Origin of the sequence: Pseudooceanicola aestuariicola, from assembly GCF_045763785.1 — a bacterium.
Classification (GTDB): Bacteria; Pseudomonadota; Alphaproteobacteria; order Rhodobacterales; family Rhodobacteraceae; genus Pseudooceanicola.
In genome coordinates this window covers 1303969-1325423 of record NZ_JBJGSF010000001.1, presented here as the reverse complement: position 1 = coordinate 1325423, position 21455 = coordinate 1303969, and the positions used below count along the sequence as shown (strand labels likewise).

20 protein-coding genes are annotated in these 21455 nt (G+C 61.4%); 14 read left to right on the top strand and 6 right to left on the bottom strand.

From position 1 onward, the window contains the following. Positions 1–54: 54 nt before the first annotated feature. Positions 55–1140, bottom strand: a complete 1086-nt coding sequence (locus ACI3GR_RS06025) for a TRAP transporter substrate-binding protein (RefSeq protein ID WP_407493176.1) — start codon at positions 1138–1140, stop codon at positions 55–57. A gap of 243 nt (positions 1141–1383) precedes the next feature. Between ACI3GR_RS06025 and ACI3GR_RS06020 the strand changes: the two genes are divergently transcribed. The 3 genes from ACI3GR_RS06020 to ilvN all read left to right on the top strand — a co-directional run bounded on the left by ACI3GR_RS06020 (position 1384) and on the right by ilvN (position 4976). Continuing rightward, positions 1384–2247, top strand: coding sequence for a delta-class carbonic anhydrase (locus ACI3GR_RS06020; RefSeq protein ID WP_407493175.1), 864 nt, complete (start codon positions 1384–1386; stop codon positions 2245–2247). Positions 2248–2599: 352 nt separating this feature from the next. Further along, complete coding sequence (locus ACI3GR_RS06015; protein ID WP_407493174.1) at positions 2600–4354, top strand: acetolactate synthase 3 large subunit; 1755 nt, start codon at positions 2600–2602, stop codon at positions 4352–4354. Between the two features lie 55 nt (positions 4355–4409). Further along, the gene (gene ilvN, locus ACI3GR_RS06010) at positions 4410–4976 is read left to right on the top strand and encodes an acetolactate synthase small subunit (protein WP_407493173.1); all 567 of its coding nucleotides are present in this window, start codon (positions 4410–4412) and stop codon (positions 4974–4976) included. A 22-nt stretch (positions 4977–4998) separates the two neighbouring features. Here the strand turns inward: ilvN and ACI3GR_RS06005 are convergent, their stop codons facing one another. Next, on the bottom strand, positions 4999–5382 hold the full coding sequence (locus ACI3GR_RS06005; RefSeq protein WP_407493172.1) for a hypothetical protein: 384 nt from the start codon (positions 5380–5382) through the stop codon (positions 4999–5001). A 215-nt stretch (positions 5383–5597) separates the two neighbouring features. Between ACI3GR_RS06005 and ACI3GR_RS06000 the strand changes: the two genes are divergently transcribed. Continuing rightward, positions 5598–6419 carry a helix-turn-helix domain-containing protein gene (locus ACI3GR_RS06000; protein ID WP_407493171.1) on the top strand — a complete coding sequence of 274 codons (822 nt, stop codon included), beginning with the start codon at positions 5598–5600 and terminating at the stop codon, positions 6417–6419. 45 nt (positions 6420–6464) lie between these two features. Here the strand turns inward: ACI3GR_RS06000 and ACI3GR_RS05995 are convergent, their stop codons facing one another. Next, complete coding sequence (locus ACI3GR_RS05995) at positions 6465–7568, bottom strand: pyridoxal phosphate-dependent aminotransferase (protein ID WP_407493609.1); 1104 nt, start codon at positions 7566–7568, stop codon at positions 6465–6467. A 133-nt stretch (positions 7569–7701) separates the two neighbouring features. Here ACI3GR_RS05995 and ACI3GR_RS05990 point away from each other — a divergent pair, with 133 nt between their 5' ends. The 3 genes from ACI3GR_RS05990 to ACI3GR_RS05980 are packed head-to-tail and all read left to right on the top strand — an operon-like array spanning position 7702 to position 10443. Continuing rightward, entirely contained in the window at positions 7702–8994 is a 1293-nt protein-coding gene (locus ACI3GR_RS05990; protein ID WP_407493608.1) for a M48 family metalloprotease, read from the top strand. Positions 8995–9028: 34 nt separating this feature from the next. Continuing rightward, positions 9029–9772 (top strand): DsbA family protein, encoded by a 744-nt coding sequence (locus ACI3GR_RS05985; RefSeq protein WP_407493170.1) that lies wholly within the window; start codon positions 9029–9031, stop codon positions 9770–9772. Next, positions 9769–10443: a thioredoxin domain-containing protein gene (locus tag ACI3GR_RS05980; RefSeq protein ID WP_407493169.1), complete on the top strand. Its 675-nt coding sequence runs from the start codon at positions 9769–9771 to the stop codon at positions 10441–10443. The genes ACI3GR_RS05985 and ACI3GR_RS05980 overlap by 4 nt, the downstream gene beginning before the upstream one ends. 154 nt (positions 10444–10597) lie before the next feature. Here ACI3GR_RS05980 and ispG read toward each other — a convergent pair whose 3' ends face one another. From ispG to hemA, 3 genes are all read right to left on the bottom strand, one after another. Next, positions 10598–11725 (bottom strand): flavodoxin-dependent (E)-4-hydroxy-3-methylbut-2-enyl-diphosphate synthase, encoded by a 1128-nt coding sequence (gene ispG, locus ACI3GR_RS05975; protein WP_407493168.1) that lies wholly within the window; start codon positions 11723–11725, stop codon positions 10598–10600. 109 nt (positions 11726–11834) lie between these two features. After that, positions 11835–12986 (bottom strand): helix-turn-helix domain-containing protein, encoded by a 1152-nt coding sequence (locus ACI3GR_RS05970; protein WP_407493167.1) that lies wholly within the window; start codon positions 12984–12986, stop codon positions 11835–11837. A 327-nt stretch (positions 12987–13313) separates the two neighbouring features. Beyond that, a complete protein-coding gene (gene hemA, locus ACI3GR_RS05965) occupies positions 13314–14537 on the bottom strand; it encodes a 5-aminolevulinate synthase (protein ID WP_407493166.1) in 1224 nt (407 codons plus the stop codon). A gap of 379 nt (positions 14538–14916) precedes the next feature. Between hemA and ACI3GR_RS05960 the strand changes: the two genes are divergently transcribed. The 7 genes from ACI3GR_RS05960 (at position 14917) to ACI3GR_RS05930 (ending at position 21383) form a co-directional block, all read left to right on the top strand. Then, positions 14917–15807, top strand: coding sequence for a DMT family transporter (locus tag ACI3GR_RS05960; protein WP_407493165.1), 891 nt, complete (start codon positions 14917–14919; stop codon positions 15805–15807). 51 nt (positions 15808–15858) lie between these two features. Beyond that, complete coding sequence (locus ACI3GR_RS05955) at positions 15859–16770, top strand: DMT family transporter (protein WP_407493164.1); 912 nt, start codon at positions 15859–15861, stop codon at positions 16768–16770. Between the two features lie 190 nt (positions 16771–16960). Continuing rightward, positions 16961–17821, top strand: coding sequence for an ATPase (locus ACI3GR_RS05950; protein WP_407493163.1), 861 nt, complete (start codon positions 16961–16963; stop codon positions 17819–17821). Positions 17822–17873: 52 nt separating this feature from the next. Next, entirely contained in the window at positions 17874–18797 is a 924-nt protein-coding gene (gene metA, locus ACI3GR_RS05945) for a homoserine O-acetyltransferase MetA (RefSeq protein WP_407493162.1), read from the top strand. Continuing rightward, positions 18784–19740, top strand: coding sequence for an alpha/beta fold hydrolase (locus ACI3GR_RS05940; RefSeq protein ID WP_407493161.1), 957 nt, complete (start codon positions 18784–18786; stop codon positions 19738–19740). The genes metA and ACI3GR_RS05940 overlap by 14 nt, the downstream gene beginning before the upstream one ends. A 163-nt stretch (positions 19741–19903) precedes the next feature. After that, on the top strand, positions 19904–20773 hold the full coding sequence (ppk2, locus tag ACI3GR_RS05935; RefSeq protein WP_407493160.1) for a polyphosphate kinase 2: 870 nt from the start codon (positions 19904–19906) through the stop codon (positions 20771–20773). Continuing rightward, on the top strand, positions 20766–21383 hold the full coding sequence (locus ACI3GR_RS05930) for a TetR/AcrR family transcriptional regulator (protein ID WP_407493159.1): 618 nt from the start codon (positions 20766–20768) through the stop codon (positions 21381–21383). Before ppk2 ends, ACI3GR_RS05930 begins: the two co-directional genes overlap by 8 nt. The last annotated feature ends 72 nt before the right edge of the window (positions 21384–21455 follow it).

Genomic DNA, 21455 nt, shown 5'->3' with positions numbered 1-21455 from the left:
CGTAAGATGCGCGCGGATACCGCGCGCATCGTTATTGTGCAAGATCGCTAAAGATCAGGACCCGGTCACGCGCGCCCGCTGTGCGGTGTAGGTGCCATCCGACTGGGACACCCAGCCTGCGGTCGCAGCCATCGACGCGTCGACGCTGTTGCGGATTTTCGCGAACAGTTCGTCGTCCATGAAGCCGTCCAGAACGGACTTCGACGCCGCGCCGAAGGCATCCCACACATCGTCCGAGAACGAGTGGATCTGCGTGCCTGCGTCCTTCAGACGCTGCAGCGCCGGGCCGTTGTTGGCGATGAAGACCGCGTAGTTGTGCTGGTGCGCATCTGCTGCGGCGACCTTGATGATCTCCTGATGCTCGGCCGACAGACCGTTGAAGACCTCGAGGTTACAGCCGACGGACAGGGCTGCGCCCGGCTCGTGGAAACCAGCGGGGTAGTAGTGGTCGCAGACTTCCTGCAGACCCAGCTTTTCGTCCGACCAGGGGCCGATCCATTCGGTACCGTCCAGCGCGCCGGTGGACAGCGCCTGATAGATTTCGCCGCCGGGGATGTTCTGAACGGATGCGCCCAGTTCTGCCAGCGCCTGACCACCAAGGCCGGGCATACGGAACTTGAGACCTTTGAAGTCGTCAGCCGAGGTGATTTCGTTGCGGTACCAGCCGCCACCCTGTGCAGCGGTCTGACCAGCGATGAAGCCTTTGATGCCAAAGACTTCGCCCAGCTCGTGGTGCAGCGCCATGCCGTCCTGAGCGTAGTACCAGACCATCATTTCGGGTGCGGTCATGCCGAAGGGAACAGCGGTGAAGAACGCCCATGCGGGGTGCTGACCAACCCAGTAGTAGTCCGCACCGTGGTACATGTCGGCCTGACCCGAGGTCACGGCGTCAAAGCTTTCCAGTGCGCCGACCAGCTCGCCCGCGCCTTTCGGGTCGATGGTCAGGCTGCCGCCGGACATGGTGTTGACGTTATTGGTGAAACGCTCGACCGAGTCCCAAACACCGGCCAGGCCACGGGGCCAGGTGGTGACCATAGTCAGCGTGGTGTTGCCCTGCGCGATGGCCGGAGCGGCCAGCGAGGTTGCGGCAACGGCGGAACCGCCCAGTGCAGACGTTTTCAGAAATGAACGACGATCCATCTTTATCCTCCCAACAGATCAATCCGGCCGGAGTTTTTGTTTTGGTCCGGCGCTATTTAGTGGCCCAAACCTACAGATGCGGCGCGAGAGCGCAAACATTTTCTTTGACGCTTCCGTATGGTTAGCGGTGTTTTTTCATGCCGTTCGGTATGGTTTTGCGGGGTTTCGGCGCCGCCGTTCGGTTTAACCGGATGGCAAGTTCGGGGCGCTATTGTCGCGCGAGGTTTACTTGAAAGGACAGCTATGACCCCGGCGCGCCGCCCTCTTACCCCTGTATTCATGTTCTGCGCAGCGCTTGTCGCTAGCAGCCTTCCCGCCCTTGCGGCAGAGCCTGCGACAACCGCTACTCCGGCCGCCGTGCCAGCTGCGACCCCGGTCGCCGAAGGCACCCTGTGCCAAGGCTTTGGCCCGCAGACACCGCGCGACATCAGTAACGTGCTGGGCAAAAATACCGTCAAATTCCCCGTGGCACCTGCGCCGGACCAGATGAATCTGTGCAATATCCATATGCACACGAACGCTGAACATCGCGGCCCCGGTTTCATGACCGCCAGCGTCAGCGATCAGGGCGGCTTTATCTGCAACGACAGCGACAAGGTGACGCCGTCCGAATTGGAAGACCCGGCATTCGGTCATGGCACCTTTGACGGGGTAAAGCCCGGCGACACGATCGAGGTGCACTGGGTCTACTCCTCCTGTGACGTGGACCCCGGTCCTGGCCTAGGCTCCTGTCTGTCGGACGCCTGCGCCAACCCAACGCTGCGCGTCGAAAGCCAGGTGTTTTTGGTGGTGAACGATCCCTATGCGTTGGATTTCATGGCCTATACCTATGGCGGCAACACGGTCGAAGGGCATCCGCAGCCGCGCGCCCTGCCCCTCGACACCGGAACGCCGGTTGTTTTCCCCGGCTCCACCACCGGGCCATCCTATTCGCAAAGTACCTGTTCGCCGCTTCAGGTGACGTGGTCCGTGCGGCCCAAATGCGCGCGGGTCGATATCACCTCGATCTATGAGTGGAGCCTCGCGGGCAATGTTTTCGACGAAGACCATTCCCACGGCGTGCGCGAACTGGTTACCGCGCCGGAACTTCTGGCGCCGATCCGCTAACACAGGCGCGGCCCAAAATTCCCGCCGGGGCGACCCCGAGTCGCCCCAGCAATTCATTTTCGAGAAGAAAATGCGCCCCTCGCGCAACTTTCGCAAAGTTTTTACCCTCGCCGCGACACTTTTGTCGCAGAAATGCGGTTGACCTCGTGTTTCGCACGCCATAATCATCGTGACGCACTCAGGAGGCCCCAAGGCAATGGCAACGCTAGTCGTCATCGTAGGAATAAGGCGCATGGGCCGGTAAGACCGGAACCTGATAGGACCCCATGCGCCCCCGGAAAACCGGGGGCTTTTTTGTTGGAACAGGTGGGCTGACCACGGCGCAAAAGGCGCCAATGACAGGAGAAGACGGATGGCACGGCAGATGACGGGCGCAAAAATGGTGGTTCAGGCGCTGAAGGATCACGGCGTCGACACCGTATTCGGCTATCCCGGTGGCGCAGTGCTGCCGATCTATGACGAGATTTTTCAGCAAAACGACATTCAGCACGTGCTGGTCCGCCATGAACAGGGCGCCGTGCATGCTGCCGAAGGCTATGCCCGTTCGACCGGGAAACCGGGCGTGGTGCTGGTGACCTCGGGCCCCGGCGCGACGAACGCCGTGACGGGTCTGGCGGATGCGCTGCTCGATTCCATTCCGCTGGTGGTTCTGACGGGTCAGGTGCCGACCTTCATGATCGGGTCCGACGGGTTCCAAGAGGCCGACACCGTCGGCATCACCCGCCCCTGCACCAAGCACAACTGGCTGGTCAAAGACACCAACGACCTGCCCCACACGATGCACGAGGCGTTCCACGTCGCCACCTCGGGCCGTCCGGGTCCGGTGCTGATCGACATCCCCAAGGACGTGCAGTTCGCCCAGGGGTCTTACGTGCCCGCCACCAAGGCGACCCAGCAGCGCTATCAGCCGCAGGTCAAAGGCGACATGGAGTCGATCCAAGAGCTGGCCGAAGCCATTGAGAACGCGAAGAAACCCGTGTTCTACACCGGCGGCGGCGTCATCAACTCTGGCCCGGCAGCGTCGCAGCTGCTTCGCGAACTGGTGGATGCGACAGGTTTTCCGATCACCTCGACCCTGATGGGTCTGGGTGCCTATCCGGGTTCGGGCGACAAGTGGCTGGGCATGCTGGGCATGCACGGTCTTTACGAGGCGAACATGGCCATGCACGGCTGTGACCTGATGATCAACATCGGTGCCCGCTTTGACGACCGGATCACCGGCCGCGTCGATGCCTTCAGCCCGCATTCCCGCAAGGCGCATATCGATATCGACCCGTCCTCGATCAACAAGGTGATCCATGTGGACATTCCGATCGTCGGCGATGTCGGCCACGTGCTGGAAGACCTGCTGAAGGTCTGGAAATCCCGCGGTCGCAAAACCAACCGCGAGGCGCTGGCCAAGTGGTGGAAACAGATCGACGAATGGCGTGCCGTCAACTGCCTGACCTACAAGAACTCTGACAGCATCATCAAACCGCAATACGCGCTCCAGCGTCTGGAAGAGCTGACCAAGGGCTACGACCGCTACATCACGACCGAAGTGGGCCAGCACCAGATGTGGGCCGCGCAATACCTGACCTTTGATGACCCGAACCGCTGGATGACTTCCGGTGGTCTGGGCACCATGGGCTATGGCTTCCCGGCCTCCGTCGGTGTGCAGATGGCCCATAAGGACGCGCTGGTGATCAACGTCGCGGGCGAAGCGTCGTGGCTGATGAACATGCAGGAAATGGGCACCGCGATGCAGTATCGCCTGCCGGTCAAGCAGTTCATCCTGAACAACGAACGTCTTGGCATGGTGCGCCAGTGGCAGCAGTTGCTGCATGGCGAACGCTATTCGTCCAGCTGGTCCGAGGCCCTGCCCGATTTCGTCAAGCTGGCCGAAGCCTTTGGCGCCAAGGGTATCCTGTGCACCGACCCGGCCGATCTGGATGACGCGATCATGGAGATGATCAAGTATGACGGCCCGGTGATCTTTGATTGCTTGGTGGAAAAGCACGAAAACTGCTTCCCCATGATCCCGTCGGGCGAGCCGCATAACAAGATGCTGATGGGTGACGCATCCACGGCCGACGCGATCAAAGAAGGGGGCGCGGTGCTGGTGTAAGGCGCTGGCGGGGGTGACCCTGCCTGTCCCACCGACCGCAAAGAAGGACGATACGATGAACGCACTTTCGATCAAAAAAGGCTCGACCAAGCATTCGGCCTACAACCTGCGCCCCAACTTCTCGGACGTGGAAGAAACCCATACCTTGGCCGTTCTGGTCGACAACGAAGCGGGGGTTCTAGCCCGCGTGATCGGGCTGTTTTCGGGGCGTGGTTACAACATCGACAGCCTCACCGTGGCCGAGGTGGATCACACCGGGCATCTGTCGCGTATTACCATCGTCACGCGCGGGACGCCGCAGGTGATCGAACAGATCAAAGCGCAGCTGGGCCGCATCGTTCCGGTGCACCGCGTGCACGACCTGACCGTCGAAGGCCCCTCGGTCGAGCGTGAGCTTGCGCTGCTAAAGGTCTGTTCCGACGGCGACAAACGGGTTGAGGCGCTGAGGCTGGCGGACATCTTCCGCGCCAATGTGGTGGACAGCACGCTGGACAGCTTCGTGTTCGAGATCACCGGCGCGCCGGACAAGATCGACGCCTTTGCCGATCTGATGCGCCCCTTGGGCCTGATCGAAATGGCACGGACGGGCGTTGCTGCCCTGTCGCGCGGGGCCGAAGCCTGATCAAACAAAATCGCAGGGCGGCTTAAGACGCGGCCGCCCTACGTTTGGGAAACGCTTCCGTTTCAGCAGGCTTTGCGAAGGCCACGACACGCGCTGTGCGCGCGGGCGCACGTTTGTGCGCGGTCGAAGGTTCGGGCGCGGTATCTGTCCGCGCCGCTGAGACCTGATCGTCCAACATATGCGCAAGGTCCGGCGCGAAATCTCGCGTCACCCTAGAGGCATTGCAGGCCTCTCGCATCTCTGCGCCAGAACGCAGGTCGAACCGCAGCAGATCGCCCGGCTCAAGGTTGTCGACAATACCAGCGAGATCCGTTTCCGCGTTCAGAAACGCCAGATCCCCGTGGTCGTCGCACCATATAACTGCACATTTACTACCCTGACACCTCCACAGAACAACACCGTACATTCCCAGCTCCTGTAGAAACTTCCCTTGTAGATCAGTGTCGTAGATCAACTCGCGTCGGCAAATGACCAATCCCGCACACCTAAAAGTAAAAATGTGGCGTGCTTTTTAAAATTTGACGCGATAGAGTGCAGAAATTGACGCTAATTAACGTCGAGAGGCACAAAAAACGTCTCCGTCTAGCGTCAGATGGGAAGGAACAAAGCGGAGACGAGGCAGTGCCAAGATCTGTCCGTAGCGCCCAACAGGTCCCCACGGACCCGGCTGGGATCAGGAATATTTTCGGCGCGAACCTGCGCCAACTCAGTTCGGAATATCGTTCGATCGCAGGGCTTTGCCGTGAATTGGGGATCAACCGGACGCAGTTTAACCGGTACCTGTCGGGCGAAAGTTTTCCCCGCCCCGACGTCTTGCATCGTATCTGCGAGTTCTTCGGCAAGGACGCCCGGATCCTGTTGGAACCGGTCGAAACGATCCCGGATGGCAACAGTGAACTGCTGAATCACCCTGCGATCCGTGACTTCATGGGTCGGAATTCGACCGAAGTGCCCGAAGACATGGTGCCAAGTGGACTCTATCGGTTCTCGCGCCGGTCATTCGTGGATGACACGATGGCGATGATGGGGATGTTGCTGGTCTTTCGCGAAGACGGCTACACCTTCCTGCGCGGTTACGAGGCGAAAGAGGCGATGGAACAGCAGGGTCTGTCCACCCATGGCCCTGCCCGCGAATTCCGTGGCATTTTTCTTATGCAGGAAGAAGGGGTTGCCAATATCGCCGCGCGGCGTGGGTCGATCACCTGTTCGTACCAGTTCCTGTCGCGCTATCCGTCGATGGATGGGCATTTCCTTGAAGGCTATTCTGCACGCTCCGTGCGCGAAACCGTGCGTAGCCGGCGGATCGAACGGACAGTGTATGAACATCTGGGGCACAACACCGAAGCGATCCGTCAGACGGCGCGCAATGGCGGCTTGATCCCCTTTGATCAGCTACCCCGGTTCCATCAGCGCCTGCTGCGGCTGGACGAACCTTTCCGCTGATGCGCTCGGGCGTCCGGTAAGACGCCCGTTGCGCGCAACATGACGTCAGGATCGCCGCGCGGTGAAGGCCGCGATGCGCGTCAGACCTTCGGTGATCGCCTCGGTGCTGGCGGCGTAGGACAGCCGCCACATGCCACCGCCCCGGTCTGGGTCAAAGTCGTGGCCGGGTGTCACGGCGACACCCTCTTCCTCCAGCAGGGCGCGGGCCAGCGTCAGGCTGTCTTCGCCCAGATGACTGATGTCGGCGTAGATATAGAACCCACCATCCGGCGGCGCGAACCGCGTGATCCCGGCTTTGGGCAGCAGATCGATCATCACCTGCCGATTTCGGGCATAGGTGGCGCGATTGGCTTCGAGCTCCTCGGTCGCGTCCAGTGCAGCGAGGGCCGCGATCTGGCTGGCGTGGGGGGCGCAGATGAACATGTGCTGAGCCAGCTTGGTCACACGGGCCACATGATCGGGCGGCAGAACGATCCAGCCGACGCGCCAGCCCGTCATCGAGAAGTATTTGGAGAAAGAGTTGATCACGAAAGACTTGTCCGTGATCTCTAATGCCGAGGTGCAGCGCCCGGCATAGTTCAATCCATGGTAAATCTCGTCCGAGATGAAGGCGGTGCCATTCGCCTCTGACACTTCGATCAGCGCGCGCAGGCCATCGGGCGTCAGCATGGTCCCGGTCGGATTGGCTGGCGATGCGATCAGCACCCCGTCCAGCCCTGCCCCATCGATCTGGTCCGGGCGCGGCTGATAGCCATCATCCATACGGGTGGTGATCAGTTCTGGTACCAAGCCCTGCGCCTTAAGGATCTGGCGATAGGCCGGATAGCCGGGATTGGCGATGCCCACCCGATCGCCGGGATCGAACAGCGACGTGAAGGCCAGCAGGAACCCACCCGAAGATCCGGGCGTCACAAGGATGCGGTTCGGATCAAGATCGACGCCGTACCATTCGTCATACAGCTGCGCGATCCGGGCGCGCAGGGCTGGCAGGCCAAGGGCTTCGGTATAGCCCAGATTGCCCTGCCCCATGGCGCGGGTCACGGCCTCTCGGGCCACGGCGGGCGCGGGCGTGCCGGGCTGGCCGATCTCCATATGGATGATATCGCGTCCTGTCGCCTCGGCCTCGGCCGCTAGGCGCAAAATCTCCATCACAATAAAGGGATCGACGTCCCCTCGGCTTGAATGCCGCCTTGAATCCAGTGTCTGCATATTCAAGACTATGGACAGCTTTTAACCGGAGTACAACGTGACCCGCATCGCCCATCTGTTCCTGATCGCGGCCATGGGCGTGATCGCCCTTTTGCCCCGCACCGGGGTGGCCGCCAGTCTGGTGCGCGACGCCGATATCGAACACGCGCTGACGCAATTGGCCGCCCCAGTTCTGCGGGCTGCGGGCCTTAGCCCCAGTCAGGTCGGGATCTACGTGGTGCAGGACAATCAGATGAACGCCTTCGTGCTGGATCGCACGGCGATCTACATCCATTCCGGCATGATCCTGCGGATGTCCAAGGCGTCCGAACTGCAATCCGTCATCGCGCATGAGGCCGCCCATATCGCCAACGGCCACCTGACACGCCGCTATGCCAACATGCAGACCGCGCGCAACACCGCGGCGCTTGGCGCGGCGCTTTCGGTGGCGGCAGGCGCACTCAGCGGCAATGGTGCTGCGGCGGGCAGCGTGGCCTTCGGGATCGCATCGTCGGCGCAGCGGGTGTTTTTTGGCCACACCCGGGCCGAGGAAAGCGCGGCGGATCAATCCGGTATGCGCTATCTGGCGGCGTCGGGGATAGAAACTGATGGCGCGGTATCGGTGATGGAGCTGTTCGCTGGCCAAGAGGCCCTGCCCACCAACCGTCAGGATATCTATGCCCGGTCGCACCCGCTGTCGCGCGACCGTTTACGGCAAATCAAGGCTTTGGCGGCAAGTTACGGCAAACGGGGCAAGCCCGATCCCAACGCCGACTATTGGTTCGACCGGGCCAAGGGCAAGCTGTCGGCCTTTACGCGCAACCCCAAGTGGACGTTCCAGCGGATGAAGGAAAGCCCCTATCCCGACGTGCGCGCCATGCGCGAAGCGGTCGCATGGCATCGCCAGAACCGGACGAACAAGGCGTTGGCCGCGCTGGACCGCGCCCGCGCGGCGCGGGGCAATGACCCCTTTTATGCGGACCTGCGGGGCCAGATCCTGTTTGAAAGCCGCAATTGGGGGGCCGCCGCCAACACCTATGCAGGCGCGCTGAAGGCCGCGCCGAATAACACGATGATCCTTGCAGGCTATGGCCGCTCGCTGGTCGCGCTTGGCGGTCAGCAGAACCTGAAAAATGCCGTCGGCTATCTGGAACGCGCCACCGCGCGTGACTGGCGCAATGATCTGGCGCTGCGCGATCTGGGCACGGCTTACGCCAAGCTGGGCCAGACCGGCATGGCCAGTGTGGTCACCGCCGAACGGCACGCGATGCGTGGCCGGTCGCGTGAAGCGCGGATTTTGGCGCAACGCGCGTCGGACCTTTTGCCACGCGGCTCTGCGGGTTGGCGCAGGGCGCAAGATGTGCTCAATTCCGTGCCTGAAAAGTAACGTAAAATATGTCCCCTCGACCAAAGGAATCCTTATGATCCGCCTAGCCCCTTTCGCCCTTATCGGCCTTATGGCCGCGCCTGTTCAGGCCTTCGATCTGACGAATATGACCGAAGATGAGCGGCAGATTTTCCGCGACGAGGTGCGGCAATACCTGATGGACAATCCGCAGGTGATCATGGACGCCGTCGCCGTTCTGGAAGAGCGTAACGCCGCCAATCAGGAAAACGCCGATCTGCGCATGGTCGAGGATAATTCCGACGCGATCTTTAACGACGGCTATTCTTGGGTCGGCGGCAACCCCGAAGGGGACGTGACGGTTGTCGAATTCCTCGACTACCGCTGCGGATACTGTCGCAAGGCCTATGAAGAAGTGATGGAGTTGGTCGAAGATGATCAGAACATCCGCTTTATCGTCAAAGAATTCCCGATCCTCGGCCAGGCGTCTCTGGACAGCTCACGCTTTGCCGTGGCGACCAAACTGGCCGCCGGGGACGACGCCTACGAGGCGATGCATGACGCGCTGATGGCCTACAAGGGGCCGACCGATACGCAGGCGCTGTCGCGTCTGGCCGATGGTCTGGGGCTGGATTCGGCCGCCATTGTCGCCAAGCTGGATGATGAAGCCGTCGACGGCGCGATCCGCAGCACGCATGAACTGGCCCAGACGCTCCAGATCAACGGCACGCCGACCTTCGTCTTTGGCGATCAGATGATCCGGGGCTACGTGCCTCTGAAGGCGATGGAACAGATCGTGTCGGAACAGCGCGACGGGTGATCCGCGCCCTTAGAATAGCCGTTCTGTTAGTCCTGCCCCTCACCGCCACGGCGGAGGGGCTGGATTTAACCGATGCGGAACGACGCGCCTTCGGGGAAGAGGTGCGGGCCACCCTGCTCGCCCATCCCGAAATCGTCGATAACGCGCTGAACCCTCCACCGCCGGACGTCTATGGCGATGCGGCGCGCGCGGACCGGGATCGTCTGGCAGCGGACACGTCGCTCTTTGCCCCGACCGCGCGCGGGATCGGGGCGGACGACCCGCGCGTTACCGTCGTGTTCTTCGAAGATTACCCCTGCGCCGATTGCGCCGCGGCCTGGGCCGAAGCCAAGGCGCTGGTCGCCGCCCAGCCCGATATCCGGGTAGAGCCGCGCTTTGCCCGCGAGAGCGGCGTGGCACAATTGCTGCTGTCAAAGCTGGACCGTGAGGGGCCAGAGGCCTACCACGCCGCACGCGACCTGTTGCTGGCCGCGCAGGATGAGGCGGCGTTGCAGCGTGTGCTGGACGACAATCGCTGGTTCCAAGACCGGATGCTACGCCCCGCGCCACGGGCCGAAGCCGAGGCATTCGAGCGGTTGGAGTTGGAGATGGCGCCGTCCTTCGTGCTGCCCGACATGATGGTTCAGGGCGCCGTTCCGGCCATTGTTTTACAGAAATACGTGGCCGAGTGACGGTGGGTTGAAAACCCACCCTACGGGCCATGTGTAGGGTGGGTTTGTAACCCACCACGCGCGGACCAAGGCGGTATCAATCCCGCCCTACGGTGTCTCGCCATGTCCAATGGACCGACGTAGGGCGGGGTTCACCCCGCCGTTGTGAACCGCCCTATTCCGCCGCTTCGACGGCGGCCTCGGCCTCGATCTCTTCGGCGCGCTTTTCGACCAGTTCCACGATGTGATCGACCATCTGGTCGTTCGACATCTTATGGCTTTGCGCCCCCGCCAGATAGACCATGCCAGAGCCCGCCCCGCCGCCGGTAAAGCCCACGTCAGTCAGCAGCGCCTCTCCGGGGCCGTTGACCACACAGCCGATGATCGACAGCGACATGGGCGTCTTGATGTGTTCCAGCCGCTGTTCCAGCGTCTCGACCGTCTTGATGACGTCAAACCCCTGACGCGCACAGGACGGGCAGGATATGATATTCACACCGCGGTGACGCAGACCAAGGGATTTGAGGATCTCGAACCCGACCTTCACCTCTTCGACCGGGTCGGCCGACAGGGACACGCGCAGCGTGTCACCGATGCCCATCCACAGCAGGTTACCCAGCCCGATGGCCGATTTGATCGTGCCGGACATCAGGCCACCGGCTTCGGTGATCCCCAGATGGATCGGCGCGTCGGTCGCTTCGGCCAGTTGTTGGTAGGCGGCGGCGGCCATGAAGACGTCCGATGCCTTCACGCTGATCTTGAATTCGTGGAAATCGTGGTCTTGCAGGATGCGGATGTGGTCCAGTCCGGATTCCACCATCGCGTCCGGACACGGCTCTCCGTACTTCTCAAGCAGGTGCTTTTCCAGCGATCCGGCGTTGACGCCGATGCGGATGGAACAGCCGTGGTCCTTGGCAGCCTTGATGACCTCGGCCACGCGCTTTTCGTCGCCGATGTTGCCGGGGTTGATGCGCAGACAGGCCGCGCCCGCCTCGGCCGCCTCGATCGCGCGTTTGTAGTGGAAATGGATGTCCGCCACGATTGGCACCGGGCTTTCGCGCACGATGTCCTTCAGCGCCCTGGTCGAGGCCTCATCCGGGGTCGACACCCGTACGATATCCGCGCCCACGTCCGCCGCGCGCTGAATCTGCGCGACGGTCGCCGCCACGTCAGACGTATCGGTGTTGGTCATCGTCTGCACGGAAATCGGCGCGTCGCCCCCGACCGGCACATTGCCCACCATGATCTGACGGCTTTTGCGGCGGTCGATGTTGCGCCAAGGGCGGATGGGATTGTGGGACATGGGGTGCCTCGGATGCTGCGCTTGGCCCACGCATACAATGCAAAACGGCCCGGAGCAATGCGCCGGGCCGGGTCATCCTCTCACGTGGGCGAGAGGTCGTGGCGAGAGGTTATTCGGTGGGAACCTCAAGCTGGCGCGCCTTGGCCAGCATGATCCGTTCGGCGACGGGATCGGTCGTCAGGTCGGCCTTGGCGTAGGTCTGCGTCACCGCGTCCGACGTCAGCGCCACACCGCGAATGGTCGAGGTGCCCGGGCCAAGCGGGCCGCGCAGTTCGCCATTAACCGAGGCATAGAGAGAGCCGGACATGCCCGCGCGCAGCAGCGGCGGTTCTTCGGTCAGCGGCACCTGATATTCTTCGCCCGCATCGAGGATCTTTTCGAAGATCACCGATCCATCCGCCGCGCTGACGCGGACCCATGCGGGGCGCACGGCCACGATGGTCACGCCGGGAACGGCGGTTTCGGTAACCTGCGGCGTGGTCGGCCCAACGGTGGCGGTGTCGTCCAGACCGGACAAGGCGGCCGCCACAGCGCGGTCTTCGGCGCTGGAATTGTCGACGCTGGCGGTCTGGGTTGCGCCGGTGCCCGCGAAGGTTCCGACTTCGGCCGGGTTCAGCGTAGCGATGGGCGCGTCACGGGCGACAAGGACGGGAACATCCAGCGCCTCGGGGCGGTACAGACGATCAAGGCCTTCGTTCGCGCGCGGCGAGGTCGACACCAGTTCAGGCGCCTGCGGCAGCGTACCACCGGGCATGGCCTGCACCGGGTCCAGATCGCTTAGGACATCGGGGGCCTGTTCGACGGGTGCGAATTGCACGCGCTGCACTTCGGTCAGGATGGACCAGCCGCCGTAGCCAAGCGCCGCGATCAGCGCGATCAGAACAGCGACAGAGCCAAGCGCCCCGGGTTCGACGCGCGAGAGGAAGCTTTCGCGTTCCGGCAGGAACGGCGTGGCCGAGCCGAGCGCATCGGTTTTCTTCTGCTGTACGGGCTTGGGCTGTACCTTGCGGACGCCGGATGCCTCTTCGGACATGCCATGCGCGGTCGAAAATCCGCTTTCGGCACAGAACTGGGCAAAGGCGCGATCGGGGTCCAGCTTAAGGTAGCGCGCGTAGGACCGCACGTAGCCCGCGATGAAGCCCGGCGTTTCAAACCCCGAGGGGTCACAATCTTCGATGGCAGAGATGTAGGAGGCTTTGATCCGAAGTTCGCGCTGCACGTCCAGCAGAGATTTCCCCATGGTGGCGCGTTCGCCCCTCATGAGATCACCCAACTTCAACTCGTAATCATCAAAACCTAAAGGCAGAGCTGTCTCCTCGGCCTTTTTCGGTTTTGCCTTCCGCAGGATCATACTGCTGCCCCGTCCAGAGTGTTGTGAGACTCGAAATTTCCCCGATTCGAGTCATGCACTTTGTTTACAACAGCCTAACACGATTCAAGAAGTTTTCCACAGAAACGGTAAACTTACGCCGATATTCGCATGCGAGGCGCGCCAGAGGCGTCAAAACGCAAGCACACAAGGGATTGTGGATGCGCAAGAAACCGCCACTAAGGGCAGTTTCTCGCATATCTTAAATGGTAATCGGGTTTAACCGGCCAGTTCCTGCCGATTCAGCGCGCAGTGCGACCAGAGCGAATCCATCGCGTGCACCAGCTTGTCGATTTCCTTGGGCCCGTGAACCGGAGACGGGGTAAAGCGCAGACGCTCTGTCCCGCGGGGAACGGTGGGGAAATTGATCGGCTGAACATAGATGCCGTGGTCGTCCAGCAGCATGTCCGACAGCAGTTTCGTGTGGACCGGGTCGCCCACGATCACCGGCACGATGTGGCTGCCGTGGTCGATCAGCGGCATGCCCAGCGCCTTGAAACGCGTCTTCAGGATGCTGGCCTGCGTCTGGTGCAGATCGCGCAGCGCCTGATCGGTTTTCAAATGCTTGACCGATGCCGCCGCCCCTGCGGCCACTGCGGGCGGCAAAGAAGTGGTGAAGATGAAGCCCGGCGCATAGGACCGGATCGCATCGCACATCTTTTCCGACGCCGCGATATAGCCGCCCATGACACCGTAGGCCTTGGCCAGCGTGCCGTTGATGATGTCGATACGGTGCGCCAGCCGATCCCGTTCGGTGACACCGCCCCCACGCGGGCCGTACATGCCGACGGCGTGGACTTCGTCGATATAGGTCAGCGCATTGAATTCGTCGGCCAGATCGCAGATCGCCTCGATCGGGCCAAAGTCGCCGTCCATCGAATAGACGGATTCGAAGGCAATCAGCTTGGGCGCGGCGGGATCGTCGGCCTCGAGCAGTTCGCGCAGATGGGCGACGTCGTTGTGGCGGAAGATGCGCTTGGCCCCACCGTTGCGGCGGACCCCTTCGATCATGGAGGCGTGGTTCAGCTCATCCGAGTAGATGATCAGACCGGGAAAGAGTTTCGGCAGCGTCGACAGCGTCGCGTCATTGGCGATGTAGGCGCTGGTGAACAGCAGGGCCGATTCCTTGCCGTGCAGATCGGCCAGCTCGGCTTCTAGCTGCTTGTGATACAGCGTCGTGCCGGAAATGTTGCGCGTTCCGCCGGACCCAGCCCCAACGGTGTCGAGCGCGTCGTGCATCGCGTCCAGCACAACAGGGTGCTGCCCCATGCCCAGATAATCGTTACCGCACCATACAGTGACAGGCTGTTCAGAACCATCAGGCTTGCGGCGCGTCGCATGCGGGAATTGCCCGTTATGACGCACGATATCGATAAAGGTGCGATAGCGACCTTCTTCGTGCAGCTTGCCAATGGCCGTGTCCAGATATGCCTCGTAGGTCACGGGCGATCCTCCTTCATTCTCGTCCGGTGCGCAAACCGGGCGGTGCGGTGCTACCACCGCGAGTTCTGAATTGGAATGGATATATGTCGCGCGTCCATTCAAGGGGAGGTTACAAATTGCCGCCCCCCAGGCCTTTGATCTGCATCAAAGATATCGCAGACGCGTATGTTTTCCATCCCCTCCCTAGTGTTATCAATCCCTTAGACTGGGATTTTTTCGCCTCCTCCTGACGAATTACAGACAGTTTGAAATCAAATATGCGAATATGTCAACATCTCATCCCCCGGACCTCATTCCCGGGATTGCAGGGGCGTTTCCCATCTGGACAGCCCCAACGGCGCTGGTAGGGTCGCGCGGTTTTCCCTTGCTGGACAGTGCAATGACCCATCCCCCTGCCCTCGAGACACCCGGACCGTCCCCTACGCTGCGCGCAGCCATGTGGATGGTGGGGGCGATCGTGTCGTTCCTGACCATGGCCGTTGCCGGCCGCGTGCTGTCGGCCGAGCTTGATACGTTCGAGATCATGACATGGCGTAGTGTCACGGGCCTTGTAATCGTTGTGGGCGTCGTCGCGATGCGCGGCGCCTGGGACCAGATCAACCTGCTGCACTTCCGGCTGCAGCTGTTTCGGAACATCGCGCATTTCACCGGGCAGAACCTGTGGTTCTACGCCATTACCGTCATCCCCCTGGCGCAGGTCTTTGCGTTGGAGTTTACGGCCCCCCTGTGGGTTCTGGTGCTGTCGCCGCTGATCCTTGGCGAACAGATGACCCGCCGCCGCGCGATTGCCGCGCTGGTGGGGTTCGCGGGTATCCTGCTGATCACCCGTCCGGGGGCGCAGGCAATCTCTCCGGGGCTGGTGGCGGCTGCATTGTGTGCGATTGCCTTTGCGGGGACGATCATTTCCACCAAGGTGCTGACCCGCGATGTCAGCGTCTTTGGCATCCTCTTCTGGCTGACGCTGATGCAGGCCGTGTTTGGCGTGATCTGCGGCGGCTATGATCTGGACTTTGCCCTGCCGTCGGCCGCGCTATGGCCCTATGCAGTGCTGGTGGGCCTGTGTGGCCTCTTTGCCCACTTCTGTCTGACGACCGCGCTGTCGATTGCGCCCGCGTCGGTCGTGTCGCCCATGGATTTCCTGCGCCTGCCCAGCGCGGCGATCGTCGGCCTTCTGGTCTATAACGAAGCGCTCGACCCCTTCGTTCTGCTGGGGGCTGCGATCATCTTTGGCGCGAATTACGCAAACATCCGAGGCGAGTCGCGTGCGTGAATGCACAGGTTCCGGGTTGCCGGATACAGGTTTTAGGCGGCTAATACGTCCATGACACAACAAAAATCCATGTCCGGCGCCGCATGGGCGCAGTTGATCCTTTTGGCGCTGATCTGGGGCGGGTCCTTCCTGTCCACGCGGATCGCGCTGGACGAAATTGGCCCTTTCACCGCCGTCATGCACCGCTGTTTCTGGGCAATGCTGGTGCTGTGGGCCGTGGTCCTGATCGGGCGTAAGGCCGTGCCGCGCGACATGAAGACGTGGATCGCCTTCTTTGCCATGGGGGTTCTGAACAACGTCCTGCCCTTCTTCTTCCTTGCGTGGGGGCAACTGCACATCGAAAGCGGGCTGACGGCGATCCTGAACTCTTTCACCGCGGTTTTCGGCGTCGTGGTCGCGGCCATCGTCTTTGCGGATGAAAAGCTGACGGCGCGCAAAGGCGTGGGCGTGGCCTTTGGCGTCTTGGGCGTGGCGGTGGCCATCGGCATCGGCACGCTGGCGCAGCTGGACCTGCGGTCACTGGGTCAATTGTCCGTGCTGACGGCGACGCTGTGCTATGCGATGGGCGGCAGCTTTGGACGGGCGAACCTGTCTCACCTGTCGCCTCTGGTCGCCTCGGCCGGGATGCTGACCGGCTCTACCGTGGTGATGATCCCGCTGGCCTGGGCGATGGAGGGCGCGCCGAGCTTTGCGCTGGAGCCGCGCACATGGGCGGCCATCGCCTATTACAGCCTGATTGCGACGGGCGCGGCCTATCTGCTGTATTATTCCATCATGGCCAAGGCGGGCAGCGGGAACCTGATGCTGGTGACGCTGCTGCTGGTGCCAGTGGCGATCCTGCTGGGGCATTTCGTCTTGGGAGAGATCCTGCTGCCGCGCCATTTCGCGGGTTTCGGGATCATTGCCTTTGGCTTGGTCGTGTTGGACGGGCGCGTGGTGAAATGGATCGGGTCACGGGTGTAGCGCTGCGGTGTGGCCGTTAAGGGGCTGTCTGCCCCTCTTGGCCTTTGGCCAATTCACCCCGAGGGATATTTGTTGGACCAAAGAAGCATGGGCGTGTCCGAGGTCGTTGGGCAGCGCCTCTTTGGCAATACGGATTTGACGCCGTCTCCCCTGCCCCTTAGCAAAGGCCAGACCAACTAAGGGCCTGATCATGATCTACAACTCTGCCGAGGATTGGATGCGCGCGCCGCAAAAGCGTGTGGTGCTGTTTGGCATGTCGGGTCTGGGCAAGACCTACCTGTCGAACATGCTGCGCGAGACGGGCGAATGGTTCCACTATTCCGTCGATTACCGCATTGGCACCCGCTACATGGGAGAGCTGATCGCCGACAACGCCAAGGCGCATGCCATGCAGGTGCCGTTCCTGCGCGACCTGTTGCTAAGCGATTCCATCTATATCGGGTCGAACATCACCTTCGATAACCTTGCGCCGCTGTCGACCTATCTGGGCAAACCCGGCAACCCCGAACTGGGTGGCTTGTCGTTCGACACCTACCGTACGCGGCAGGAAGAGCATCGTCTGGCCGAGATATCCGCGCTGCTGGACGCCGAACGCTTTGCCGCGCGGGCCGAGCAGCTTTATGGCTATCCGCATTTCGTCTGCGACTGCGGCGGGTCGATCTGCGAGGTGGTAGACCCGGAAGATGACAGCGATCCCGTGCTGGACACGCTGAGCGATCTTGGCCTGATGATCTGGCTGAAGGGTGACGAAAGTCATCGTGAGGCGCTGATCAAACGGTTCGACCGGGCGCCCAAGCCGATGTACTATCAGGCAGAGTTCCTGTTGAAGGCTTGGGACGATTACCGGGCCGAAACCGGGCTAGCCGAGGATCACGTGAACCCCGACGATTTCGTGCGCTGGACCTATGCGCGCGCTCTGGATCATCGGCAGCCACGTTATGAAGCAATGGCGCGGCGCGGCATTACCCTGTCGATGGAAGACATGAGCCACGTAGAGGATGCGCAATCCTTTGACGCTATCGTGGCCAAGGCGCTGGATGACCGCCCTTGATGCTGACGGACTGCCCGCTTATCTGACCTTTCCCCGTACCCGGATGTGACCCATGCCGATTAAACTGCCCTCTGACCTGCCCGCCTTTGATGTCCTGTCCCGTGAAGGGGTCATGGTCATGGGCGAAGATCAGGCTGCGCGTCAGGATATCCGGCCCCTGCGCATCGCGCTGCTGAACCTGATGCCCAAGAAGATCCAGACCGAGACGCAGTTCGCGCGTCTGATCGGGGCCACGCCGTTGCAGATCGAACTGTCGCTGATCCGGATGAGCGATCACCAGACCCGCAACACCGCTGCCGAGCATATGGAGAGCTTTTACCGCCCGTTTTCCGAGGTGAAGGCCAGTGGTGAGAAATTTGACGGGCTGATCATCACCGGCGCGCCGATCGAACATCTGGAGTTCGAAGAGGTCACCTATTGGGACGAGATGCTCGAGGTGATGGAATGGACACAGACCCATGTGCATTCGACCTTTGGGGTCTGCTGGGGGGCGATGGCGATGATCCACCATTTCCACAACGTGCCCAAACATATCCTGCCGCATAAGCTGTTCGGCTGTTATCCGCAGAAAAACCTTGCGAAATCATCGCCCTATCTGCGCGGGTTTTCGGATATCTGCGTGGTGCCCGTGTCCCGCTGGACCGAAAACCGGCAGGAAGAGATCGACGCGGCGGGCGGTCTGACCACCCTGCTGGGGGACGAAACCACCGGCCCCTGTTTGATCGAAGATGCGGGGCATCGCGCGCTCTATGTCTTCAATCATTTCGAATATGACAGCGATACGTTGAAACAGGAATACGATCGGGACGTGTCTAATGGGACCAAGATCAATGTGCCCATGAATTATTATCCCGATGACGACCCTTCAAAACCGCCTCAGAACCGTTGGCGCAGCCATGCGCACCTGCTGTACGGCAATTGGATCAACGCGATCTATCAGACGACCCCGTTCAATCTGGACGATGTGGGTGGCTAAAGCGATGCTGTGGCTTTTGATCCTGATCGCGATCGTCGTGGCCGCGACAGGCTGGCGCGCCATATCGCGGACCTTTGCGACCCATACCGCCTATCCGCCCGAAGGTCAGTTCATCACCGTGAACGGGCATCAGGTGCATTACGTGCAAAAGGGCGAAGGCCCCGATCTGGTGTTGATCCATGGGGCGTCGGGCAACACGCGGGATTTTACCTTTTCGCTGGTGGACCAATTGACCGACCGCTACCGCGTCACCGTCTTTGATCGGCCGGGCTTGGGCTATACCCCGCCTTTGGCGCGGCGCGGGGTCACCTTGGCGGATCAGGCCAAGCTGTTGCAGGGCGCCGCCGTCGAATTACAGCTGAACAGACCTATCGTTCTGGGGCAAAGCTTTGGTGGCGCGGTCGCCATGGCTTGGGCGCTGGCCTATGAGGATCGGATCGCCGCAGTCGTCAACGTGGCAGGCGCCACCTATCCGTGGCAGGGAGAGCTGGACAAGCTTTATGCCACCATGGCCCGGCCCGTCATCGGGCCTATCGTGGCCTGGGGGATTTCTGCGTGGGTCAGCCGGGATTACGTCGACAATGCTGTCGCAGGTGTCTTTCGTCCGCAATCCGAACCGCAGGGGTATGCCGAGTATTTCGGACCCGGTTTGGTCCTGCGCCCCTTCTCCGCTCAGGCCAATGCGCAACAGCGCACCGATATGCGGGAAGAATTGCGCGTGATGGCGCCGCAATACGCCAGCCTAAGCCTGCCAATTGAAATCGTGCATGGGGATGCGGATGACATCGTTGGCCTGTCGATCCACTCCGAACCGATGGAGCAGGATGTCGCCTCGGCGGACCTGACCGTTCTGGATGGTATCGGCCACATGCCCCAGCATGTCGCCCAGCCTCAGGTCATCGCGGCCATTGACCGTGCGGCACAGCGGGCCGGATTGCGCTAAAGCTGCTGCTGCGCATTGCATTTGAAAGACCTTGTGATTGTCACATAGCGCCGTGCGGACCTTTCGATCAGTACGACCGCAAAATCAGACTACCACGTTCGCCAACCAATGACGTTGCACCGCGCTCGCCTGCCCTCCATATTGGGGAAAAAGGAATACCCCCATGGACTTGCCCTTCGACGGTGCCATCAGCGCCTTTCACGAAAACGATGCGCCGAAAGACATCCGCGACGCCATCGCGCGCGCCGATAAGGACGATATCCTGAACCCGGCCTATCCCTATTCCGAAGAGATGAAGAAGAAGGCCTATGAGAAAGATCTGGAAAAACTTCAGATCGAACTGGTCAAGATGCAGGCCTGGGCCAAGGAAACCGGGGCGCGGGTCGTCTGTGTGTTCGAAGGGCGGGACGCGGCTGGCAAGGGCGGCACGATCAAGCGGTTTCGCGAAAACCTGAACCCCCGTGGCGCGCGGGTCGTGGCGCTGTCCAAGCCTACGGAAACCGAACAGGGCCAGTGGTATTTCCAGCGCTACATCGACCATCTGCCCACCGCCGGAGAGATCGTGTTTTTTGACCGGTCTTGGTACAACCGCGGCGTGGTGGAAAAGGTCTTTGGCTTTTGCACCGACGATCAGCGCGAACATTTCTTCCGTCAGGTGCCGGATTTCGAACAGATGCTGGTGGACGAAGGTATCTACCTGTTCAAATTCTGGCTGAACGTCGGGCGTGCGGAGCAGCTGCGCCGGTTCCTGAAACGGGAAAACGATCCGCTAAAACAATGGAAGCTAAGCTGGATCGACGTGGAAGGCCTGAAGAAATGGGACGCCTACAGCGCCGCGATCAAGGAAACGCTTGACCGGAGCCACACTGATCACGCGCCTTGGACGGTTATCCGGTCTGACGACAAGAAACGCGCCCGGCTGGCAGCGATCCGCACGGTGCTGAACGCCCTGCCTTATGATCGCAAGACCGACAAATCCGTGGGCTCGCCCGACGACAAGATCTGCGGAGGCCCGGACATCTGGGATGCCTAAACGCGGTTATCATCACGGCAACCTGCGTCAGGCGCTGGTCGATGCCGCCCTTAAGCTGATCGAAGCGAAGGGTCCCACCGGCTTTACCCTGTCAGAGGCCGCGAAAGAGGCCGGGGTTACCCCCGCCGCCGTCTATCGCCATTTCGAGGGGCGCGAGGACCTGATCGCCGAAGCCGCACGGCAGGGGTACGAAATCTTTGCCGACGTGATGCAATACGCCTATGACAGCGGTCAGCCTTCGGCCCTGTCAGCGTTCGAGGCGACCGGCCGCGCCTATCTGGCCTTTGCGCGCAAGTATCCCGGCCATTACATCGCGATGTTCGAAAGCGGCATTTCCGTCAACAGAACGCCTGATCTGGCTGCTATCGCCAATCGCGCCAGTGGCGTTCTAGAACGCGCCGCCGCCGATCTGTCAAAGCATATCCCGCCCGAGAAACGCCCTCCCGCCTCGATGTTCTCGGCCCATATCTGGGCGCTCAGCCACGGGGTGGTGGAACTCTTCGCAAGGAACTCTCCGGGGCGCGCGTCGCCCTTCCCGCCCGAGGACCTGCTGGAAAGCGGGATCGGCGTGTACCTGCGCGGGCTTGGGCTAATCGACGGCGACGAATAGCGACAATTGTCTCGGAAACCCTGAAAAGGCTTGGAAAACCGCGGGTCGTTAAGTCCCGGTCAATTCTTATCT

Excerpts from the sequence above, each read along its gene's own strand:
- ACI3GR_RS06025 (WP_407493176.1), bottom strand. The coding sequence starts at position 1,140 with ATGGATCGTCGTTCATTTCTGAAAACGTCTGCACTGGGCGGTTCCGCC.
- ACI3GR_RS06020 (WP_407493175.1), top strand. The coding sequence starts at position 1,384 with ATGACCCCGGCGCGCCGCCCTCTTACCCCTGTATTCATGTTCTGCGCA.
- ACI3GR_RS06015 (WP_407493174.1), top strand. The coding sequence starts at position 2,600 with ATGGCACGGCAGATGACGGGCGCAAAAATGGTGGTTCAGGCGCTGAAG.
- ilvN (WP_407493173.1), top strand. The coding sequence starts at position 4,410 with ATGAACGCACTTTCGATCAAAAAAGGCTCGACCAAGCATTCGGCCTAC.
- ACI3GR_RS06005 (WP_407493172.1), bottom strand. The coding sequence starts at position 5,382 with ATGTACGGTGTTGTTCTGTGGAGGTGTCAGGGTAGTAAATGTGCAGTT.
- ACI3GR_RS05995 (WP_407493609.1), bottom strand. The coding sequence starts at position 7,568 with ATGGAGATTTTGCGCCTAGCGGCCGAGGCCGAGGCGACAGGACGCGAT.
- ACI3GR_RS05990 (WP_407493608.1), top strand. The coding sequence starts at position 7,702 with ATGGGCGTGATCGCCCTTTTGCCCCGCACCGGGGTGGCCGCCAGTCTG.
- ACI3GR_RS05985 (WP_407493170.1), top strand. The coding sequence starts at position 9,029 with ATGATCCGCCTAGCCCCTTTCGCCCTTATCGGCCTTATGGCCGCGCCT.
- ispG (WP_407493168.1), bottom strand. The coding sequence starts at position 11,725 with ATGTCCCACAATCCCATCCGCCCTTGGCGCAACATCGACCGCCGCAAA.
- ACI3GR_RS05970 (WP_407493167.1), bottom strand. The coding sequence starts at position 12,986 with ATGAGGGGCGAACGCGCCACCATGGGGAAATCTCTGCTGGACGTGCAG.
- ACI3GR_RS05960 (WP_407493165.1), top strand. The coding sequence starts at position 14,917 with ATGACCCATCCCCCTGCCCTCGAGACACCCGGACCGTCCCCTACGCTG.
- ACI3GR_RS05955 (WP_407493164.1), top strand. The coding sequence starts at position 15,859 with ATGACACAACAAAAATCCATGTCCGGCGCCGCATGGGCGCAGTTGATC.
- ACI3GR_RS05950 (WP_407493163.1), top strand. The coding sequence starts at position 16,961 with ATGATCTACAACTCTGCCGAGGATTGGATGCGCGCGCCGCAAAAGCGT.
- metA (WP_407493162.1), top strand. The coding sequence starts at position 17,874 with ATGCCGATTAAACTGCCCTCTGACCTGCCCGCCTTTGATGTCCTGTCC.
- ACI3GR_RS05940 (WP_407493161.1), top strand. The coding sequence starts at position 18,784 with ATGTGGGTGGCTAAAGCGATGCTGTGGCTTTTGATCCTGATCGCGATC.
- ppk2 (WP_407493160.1), top strand. The coding sequence starts at position 19,904 with ATGGACTTGCCCTTCGACGGTGCCATCAGCGCCTTTCACGAAAACGAT.
- ACI3GR_RS05930 (WP_407493159.1), top strand. The coding sequence starts at position 20,766 with ATGCCTAAACGCGGTTATCATCACGGCAACCTGCGTCAGGCGCTGGTC.